Annotated in this window: 5 protein-coding genes and 1 pseudogene; 2 read left to right on the plus strand and 4 right to left on the minus strand. The window is 70.6% G+C overall.

Annotated features, from left to right (window positions below; genetic code table 11):
• Window positions 1-104: 104 nt before the first annotated feature.
• Entirely contained in the window at window positions 105-3,758 is a 3,654-nt protein-coding gene (locus tag BM140_RS01355) for a hybrid sensor histidine kinase/response regulator (protein WP_091941181.1), read from the plus strand.
• Entirely contained in the window at window positions 3,751-4,668 is a 918-nt protein-coding gene (locus BM140_RS01360; RefSeq protein WP_091941183.1) for a response regulator transcription factor, read from the plus strand. Before BM140_RS01355 ends, BM140_RS01360 begins: the two co-directional genes overlap by 8 nt.
• Window positions 4,669-4,733: 65 nt before the next feature.
• On the opposite strand, the gene BM140_RS01365 is transcribed toward BM140_RS01360, so the two are convergent.
• The 4 genes and pseudogenes from BM140_RS01365 to BM140_RS25665 all read right to left on the minus strand — a co-directional run.
• Window positions 4,734-5,117, minus strand: a complete 384-nt coding sequence (locus tag BM140_RS01365; RefSeq protein WP_244535237.1) for a hypothetical protein — start codon at window positions 5,115-5,117, stop codon at window positions 4,734-4,736.
• Window positions 5,118-5,151: 34 nt separating this feature from the next.
• Window positions 5,152-5,499: a hypothetical protein gene (locus BM140_RS01370; protein ID WP_131803718.1), complete on the minus strand. Its 348-nt coding sequence runs from the start codon at window positions 5,497-5,499 to the stop codon at window positions 5,152-5,154.
• A 505-nt stretch (window positions 5,500-6,004) separates the two neighbouring features.
• The gene (locus BM140_RS01375) at window positions 6,005-6,250 is read right to left on the minus strand and encodes a hypothetical protein (protein ID WP_091941187.1); all 246 of its coding nucleotides are present in this window, start codon (window positions 6,248-6,250) and stop codon (window positions 6,005-6,007) included.
• Window positions 6,251-6,460: 210 nt separating this feature from the next.
• A pseudogene (locus BM140_RS25665) lies at window positions 6,461-6,889 on the minus strand (hypothetical protein); the annotation flags it as partial.

A 6,889-nucleotide genomic window follows, 5' to 3' on the forward strand; every position in this document is an offset into this window, starting at 1 on the left:
TGCCTGCGTGGCGGCGGGGCGCGCATCCTGCCCTCACGCCCAGGCGGGTGTCCGGTCGGGGCCAAGTCGGGCGGTTGCGTATGGGTCCGACGACACCGGTCACGATGAACGGCCGCCAGCACATCATCCCGATCCGGCGCGCCTACAACCGCCTCGTCGCCGACGAGACGCTGGAGGATTATGCGCTGCGCTTCACCGCCAAGAAGGCGCGGCGCTGGAGCCCGCTGGCGGTGGCGCAGACCGCCCTCGGCTCGATCTCGTTCCTGGCCCTGGAAGCGATCGGCGGCACGCTGGTGCTGGCCGTGGGGTTCCCCAACACGCTCGCCGCGGTGCTCCTCGTCGGCGCGCTGATCTTCGCGTCGGCCGCGCCCATCACCGTCTACGCCGCCCGCCACGGCGTCGACATGGACCTGCTCACCCGCGGCGCGGGCTTCGGCTATCTCGGCTCGACGGTGACCTCGCTGATCTATGCGAGCTTCACCTTCCTGTTCCTGGCCATCGAAGCCGCGATCATGGCCCTGGCCCTGCAGCTCTGTTTCGGCCTGCCGCTCTGGCTCGGCTACATCGTCTGCGCCGGCCTCGTCATCCCGCTGGTGGTCTACGGCATCCGCCTCATCAGCCGCTTCCAGATCTGGACGCAGCCGGTCTGGGTCGCGCTCAACCTCCTGCCGCTCGGCTTCATCGCGGCAAGCCCCGACGCCCCGGCCTCCCTCGGCACGCTGGCCGCCTTCCCCGGCCTCGGCGACGGGGCAGCCGTCGGGTTCGATCCGCTGCGCTTCGGGCTGGCCACCAGCGTGCTCCTGGCGCTCCTCGCCCAGGTCGGCGAGCAGGTCGATTTCTTGCGGTTCGTGCCTCCGGCCCGGGGCAAGCGCGATCCCGGCTGGTGGGCGGCGGTGCTGGCCGGCGGCGCCGGCTGGATCGTGCCCGGCATGCTCAAGATCCTGCTCGGGGCCTTCCTCGCCGTGCTGGCGCTCGGCCACGGCATCCCGGCGCCGCAGGCCGCCGAGCCGACGCGGATGTACGCGGTCGCCTTCGGCTACGTCTCGCCCTCGCGGGAGGGCGCGCTCCTGTTGATGGCCGGCTTCGTCGCCCTGTCGCAGATCAAGATCAACCTGACCAACGCCTATGCCGGCTCGATCGCGTGGTCGAACTTCTTCTCGCGCCTCACCCACAGCCATCCGGGGCGCGTGGTCTGGCTCGTCTTCAACGTCGCCATCGCCCTGATGCTGATGGAGCTCGGCATCGACAAGACGATCGAGAGCACGCTGCCGCTCTACGCCGTCGTCGTCTCGGCCTGGGTCGGGGCGCTGGCCTCGGATCTGGCCGTCAACAAGCCGCTCGGGCTGTCGCCGCCGGGCATCGAGTTCAAGCGCGCCCATCTCTACGCGGTCAATCCGGTCGGCACCGGGGCGATGGCGCTCGGCCTGGCGCTGGGCTGGCTCGCCTATGCCGGCGCGTTCGGGAGCCTCGCTTCCGCCTTCGCGCCACTGCTGGCGCTCGCCGCCGCGTTCGCGGCCGCCCCGCTGATCGCCTGGGGCACGAGCGGGCGCTTCTACATCGCGCGGAAGCCCGACCCCCTGCCGGCCGAAGGCGAGATCGTCTGCCGGGTCTGCGAGCTGCCGTTCGAGGGCGAGGACATGGCGCAGTGCCCCGCCTATGACGGGCCGATCTGCTCGCTGTGCTGCTCCCTCGACGCCCGCTGCGGCGATCTCTGCAAGCCGCACGGGCGCCTCGACGCCCAGGCCCAGGCGAGCCTCGGGCGGTTCGTGCCGGCCCCGCTCGCCGCCTGGATCGGCGCGCCGCTCGGGCGCTACCTCGCCGTGATGGCCTGCCTCGTCGGCGTCATCGGGCTGATCCTCGGCATCGTCCACGCGGGCGCGAGCAGCGGGCATCCCGAACACCGCGAGACGCTGCGGGCGGCGCTCACCAGCGTGTTCTTCATCCTCGTGCTGATCCTCGGCATCGTCGCGTGGCTGTTCGTGCTCGCCCAGGAGAGCCGCCGCGTCGCCCAGGCCGAGACCGAGCGCCAGACCGCGCTCTACCAAGCCGAGATCGCCGCCCACAAGATCACCGACGCCAAGCTGCAGGAGGCGAAGGAGACGGCCGAGGCCGCGAACCTCGCGAAAAGCCGCTACGTCGTCGGCATCAGCCACGAGCTGCGCACGCCCTTGAACGCCGTACTCGGCTACGCCCAGCTCCTCGAGGTCGATCCCGAGATCCCGCCGCAGAGGCGGCGCGGCTTGCAGGTGATCCGCCGCAGCGCCCAGCACCTGTCGGGCCTGATCGACGGGCTCCTCGACATCTCGCGGATGGAGGCCGGGCGGCTCCAGGTCCACCGCAACGAGATCCGGCTGTCGGATTTCCTCGACCAGATCGTCGACATGGTCCGCCTCCAGGCCGAGGCCGCGGGGCTGCAATTCCGCTTCACCCGGCCCGAGACCCTGCCCGCGGTGGTCGCCACCGACGAGAAGCGCCTGCGCCAGATCCTGCTCAACCTCCTGTCGAACGCGATCAAGTTCACGCCGTCGGGCGAGATCGGCCTCGACGTCGCCTATCGCAGCCAGGTGACGGTCTTCACCATCCGCGACACGGGGCTGGGCATCCGCCCGGACGACCTGCAGCGCATCTTCGAGCCGTTCGAGCGCGGCTCGATCCCGGCCGCCCGCAGCCAGCCGGGCACCGGCCTCGGGCTGACCATCGCCGGGCTCCTGGCCCAGGTGATGGGCGGCGAGATCACGGTGGAGAGCGAGGTCGGGCGCGGCACCCGCTTCCGGGTGCGGCTGATGCTGTCCTCGGTGAACCGCCCTGCCCCGGCCGCGGCTCCCACGGTGCCGGCCCCGGCGGCGACGCCGCGCCGCTATGCCGGCCGCAAGCGCCGCGTCCTCGTGGTCGACGACGATCCGGCCCATCGCACCCTGATGCGCGACATCCTCGAACCGCTGGGCATCGCGGTCGCCGAGGTCTCCGACGGGCCGGCCTGCCTCGCCCTGTTCGATGCGGGCGAGCCTGCGCCCGATCTCGTCCTCCTCGACATCGCCATGCCGGGCCTGAGCGGCTGGGCGGTCGCCGAGCGCCTGCGTGTGCGGGCGCCGGGGACGCGCATCGCGATGATGTCGGCCAACGTCCACGAGATCAGCCCGACCCGCGGCATCGACGCCCGCCACGACGCGATCATCGCCAAGCCGTTCGACCTGCGCGATTTTCTGGATCAGGTCACCCGCCTGCTCGGGCTCGACTGGGTCGAGGGGACGCCGCCGGTGTCTTCCGCTGCGGAGACGGAGACGGAGACGAGTACGGCGCAGATCCCCTCCCCACGGATCTCGGGCTTGCCCGAGATCCGCACCTTGCCTGCCCAGATCGGGCAGGCCCGATCTGGGTGGGGAGAGGTTCGCGGTGGGGGTGGTGCAGAAGGCACCGCCGAGCCTCATCCGGCACCACCCCCACCTCCCACCTCCTCCCCACAAGGGGGAGGAGAGGCGCCAAACCCGGCAACTGCCGAGCGCGGACTGCCCCTCCCCGTCCTGAACGAACTCCTCCGCCTCGGCCGCATCGGCCACGTCCGCGCCATCGAGGCCCGGCTCGCCGAGATCGCCCGTACGGAGCCGGCTGCCGCCGCCTTCGCGGAGCGCCTGCAAACACTCGTCTCTGCCTTCGATCTGCCGACCTACATGCGCGCACTTCAGGACGCCGCAGAGCAAGCCGGCGCTGAAGCCGCCCTCACCCCCAAAAAATCCGTCCGGGAGGCCAGCGATGCCTGAGGCACCCGGCCAGCGCGATATCGTCCTCGTGGTGGACGATTCCCCCGATACGCTGAGCTTCCTCACCGAGGCGATCGAGCGCTCCGGTGCCACGGTCCTCGTTGCGGTGGCGGGCGAGGCGGCGCTCGCCCTCGTCGACGAGATCACCCCCGACATCATCCTGCTCGATGCGGTGATGCCGGGCATGGACGGGTTCGAGACCTGCCGCCGCCTCAAGGCCAAGCCCGCGGTCGCAAGCGTGCCGGTCATCTTCATGACCGGGCTGTCCGAGACCGAGCATATCGTGGAGGGGCTGGAGGCCGGCGGCGTCGATTACGTGACGAAGCCGATCGCCCCCGACGAGATCTTGGCGCGCATCCGCGTCCACGTGGCCGGCGCGCGCGCGGCGCAGAGCCTGCGCGCGGCGCTCGACACCACGGGGCGCACCCTCTTCGCGGTCGATCCGGCGGGCGCCGTTCTCTGGGCGACGCCGCAGGCCTCGCAGGTGCTCGCCGCCTGCGCGCCGCGCGCCGACGACGCCTACGGGCTTCCGGCCGCGGGCCGCGCGTGGCTGCGCGGCTGCCTCGACGGGACGCAGGGAGCGCCCTTCGCCCTCACCGACCTGTCGGGGGCCGCCCACACCGTGAGCTTCGTCGGGCGCACCGGCAACGAGGTGCTGCTGCGCCTCTCCCGCGATGCCACCGCCGCCGGCATCGAGTTGTTGCGCACCCGCCTGCCCATCACCGCGCGGGAGGCCGACGTGCTGTTCTGGCTCGCGCGGGGCAAATCGAACCGCGACATCGGCGAGATCCTCAGCTTGAGCCCGCGCACGATCACCAAGCATCTCGAAGGCATCTACGCCAAGCTCGGCGTCGAGAACCGCACCGCCGCCTCGATCATCGCCGCGCGCCACCTGCAGGATCTGGGTTAGTGCATCGTCCCGAACGGTGGTTTCCGGCTTTCGGAAAAAGACGATGCGCTAGGCCGAGCGCCGTCTCATCCCGTGCGCTGCGCGGTCCAGCGACCGGAGCAGGCGCTCAGTCCCCCGAGCGACCACTCGCCCGCGCCGCTCTTGCCGCGGAGGCGCCCGGACACCGCGATCCGCGCGAGGCCGGTGCGGATCGTGCCGCTGATGCGCCCGTCGGCGCCCGCCCGGCCCGAGGCATCGACGCCGTGAGTGCCGGCATCCTCCAGCACGCCGTCGCGGATCGCGATCGGGTAGCGGTAGGGGCCGGTGCAGGAGCCGGTCTCGGCCACGGCCTGGACCGACCATGCGCCGTCGAACGGACCCGCCGCCGCGGCGGGAAGCGAAGGCAGGGACACGAGTGTCAGGGCGAGAAGCGGGGCACCGAATCCGGTCAGCCGGCATCGGGCGGTCATCGAGGCAACTCCTTGATGGAAGACGGTTTCGGGTTCAGGTCCAGCCGGCGGCCACGTCGGGGCCGGCGGCGATGTAGCGGATGAACAATTCGCTGGTCGCCCGATCCGCGTAGGCCGCGAGCGGCTCGTCGGGATGCGGCGGCACCAGGGCGGTGACCGGTCGGCCCGCCAGCAGCACGGCGACCTCGCGCGGGGTGAAGCCCGCCGCGGTCGCCTCCCGCAGGGCCGTCCCGGCATAGGCGTCCACGTCCTCGCAGAAGACGGTGTCGGCAGGCGCGGCGACGCGGGCCATCGACGGGTGCCACGCGCCTTCGCTGCGCGCGCCGAGGACGGGCCAGGGATGGATCGGACGGGTCGCGGTGCCAGGTGCCGAAACGGCCAAGGCGGATCTCCTCGTGAGTGTTCGGGGTGGGTGATCGGGAACGGGACCGATACGAGCCGTCCGGGCAGGACCCGCGGCGGCGTCGGCAGGACCGGGAAATGGTTGGCCGGGGGGCGATGTCACTGATACCGATGTACCAGTATCGATGATTTTCAGCATATCTTCGTGCGAATCCGCACGATTTCAACGTGTTTCGCGGTCAAATAGAAGCTAATGCCACAGCTCATAGCGGTGGCGTTTTGGGATATTGTTTCTGAATGTTTCCTGAAGCGCCCCGAAGCCGCCGTCGGATCGGCGGACGATTGCCGTGCGCCCTGGGCGCATCGTCTTGATACGGCAAGCGTGGCTTTGCCGACGGGGAGCGACAGCATCAGGCCGAAAGGTGGTCGCCAGTCATCGGATAAAGCCGATGCTCCAGATCCTTGAATCGCATCGTCCCGAAAGCCGGAAACCACCTTTCGGGACGATGCTCTAGCCCGGAGGCTTCTCCTGTCGGGCGGCCGCTCTACCCGCGGATCAAGGGCAACTCCGCCCGAATGATGGCGTTGCCAGCCATGCGCCGCACCGAGGCGATGACCCGGCACGAGGTCTCGGAGGCGCCGCCCGCTTCGGCCTGCATCTCGAGTTCGATCAGGCGCCGAAAGATTTCCCGCTCGTGCCGGGCCGGGGAGAGCGGCATCGTCTCGGCGAGGAGGCCGACCATTTGGTGGAGGAAGCGGCACCGCAGCGGCGGCACGTCGGAACTCATCATCGGCGGCGTCCGCGAAGGGCAGGGACGGCCATCATGGTTCGGGCCGCGATGCGGCGCCGCAACAAGGATCAAGTTACACCAATCGGCGACGATCCTGACTCATCGCCGATTGCCCCCGCGATTGCGGGGCGGCGGGCGTCCGCCGCCCTCCCCTCCCTCCGAGGCGATCCGTCTCTCGCCTCGGACGCACGCTCGCTCCAGAGAGTTCGCTCAAGCGATCAGGAAGTCATCCGCCGTCAGCGGCACCTTCGTGTTGACCACCGCGAACCGCAAAGCCGCCGCCTTGCCGGCGCCGTCCGCATCGTAGGACAGCGCGCCCGTCGTGCTGTCGTAGACGATGTGGTCGTCCGCATCGAGCTTGCCGCCGGCGCCGATGTCCTTGAACGCGGCGCCATCGAGTTCACCCGCGCTCAGCGCCGTGAAGATCGATGCCGAGAGCCGGATCGTGTCGCCCGCGGCGAAGTCCGCGAGGGTGTCGACGTTGCCGTTGCCGAGCGCCGTCGAGAACGCGAAGGTGTCATGGCCGCCGCGGCCGACAAGAAGGTCGGCCCCGGCCCCGCCGTTGAGGAGGTTGGCGCCGTTGTTGCCGACCAGCCTGTTGCCGAACTCGTTGCCGGTGAGGTCGAAGTTGCCTTTGGT

The sequence above is a fragment of the Methylorubrum salsuginis genome, assembly GCF_900114375.1.
In the GTDB taxonomy this organism is placed as follows: Bacteria; Pseudomonadota; Alphaproteobacteria; order Rhizobiales; family Beijerinckiaceae; genus Methylobacterium; species Methylobacterium salsuginis.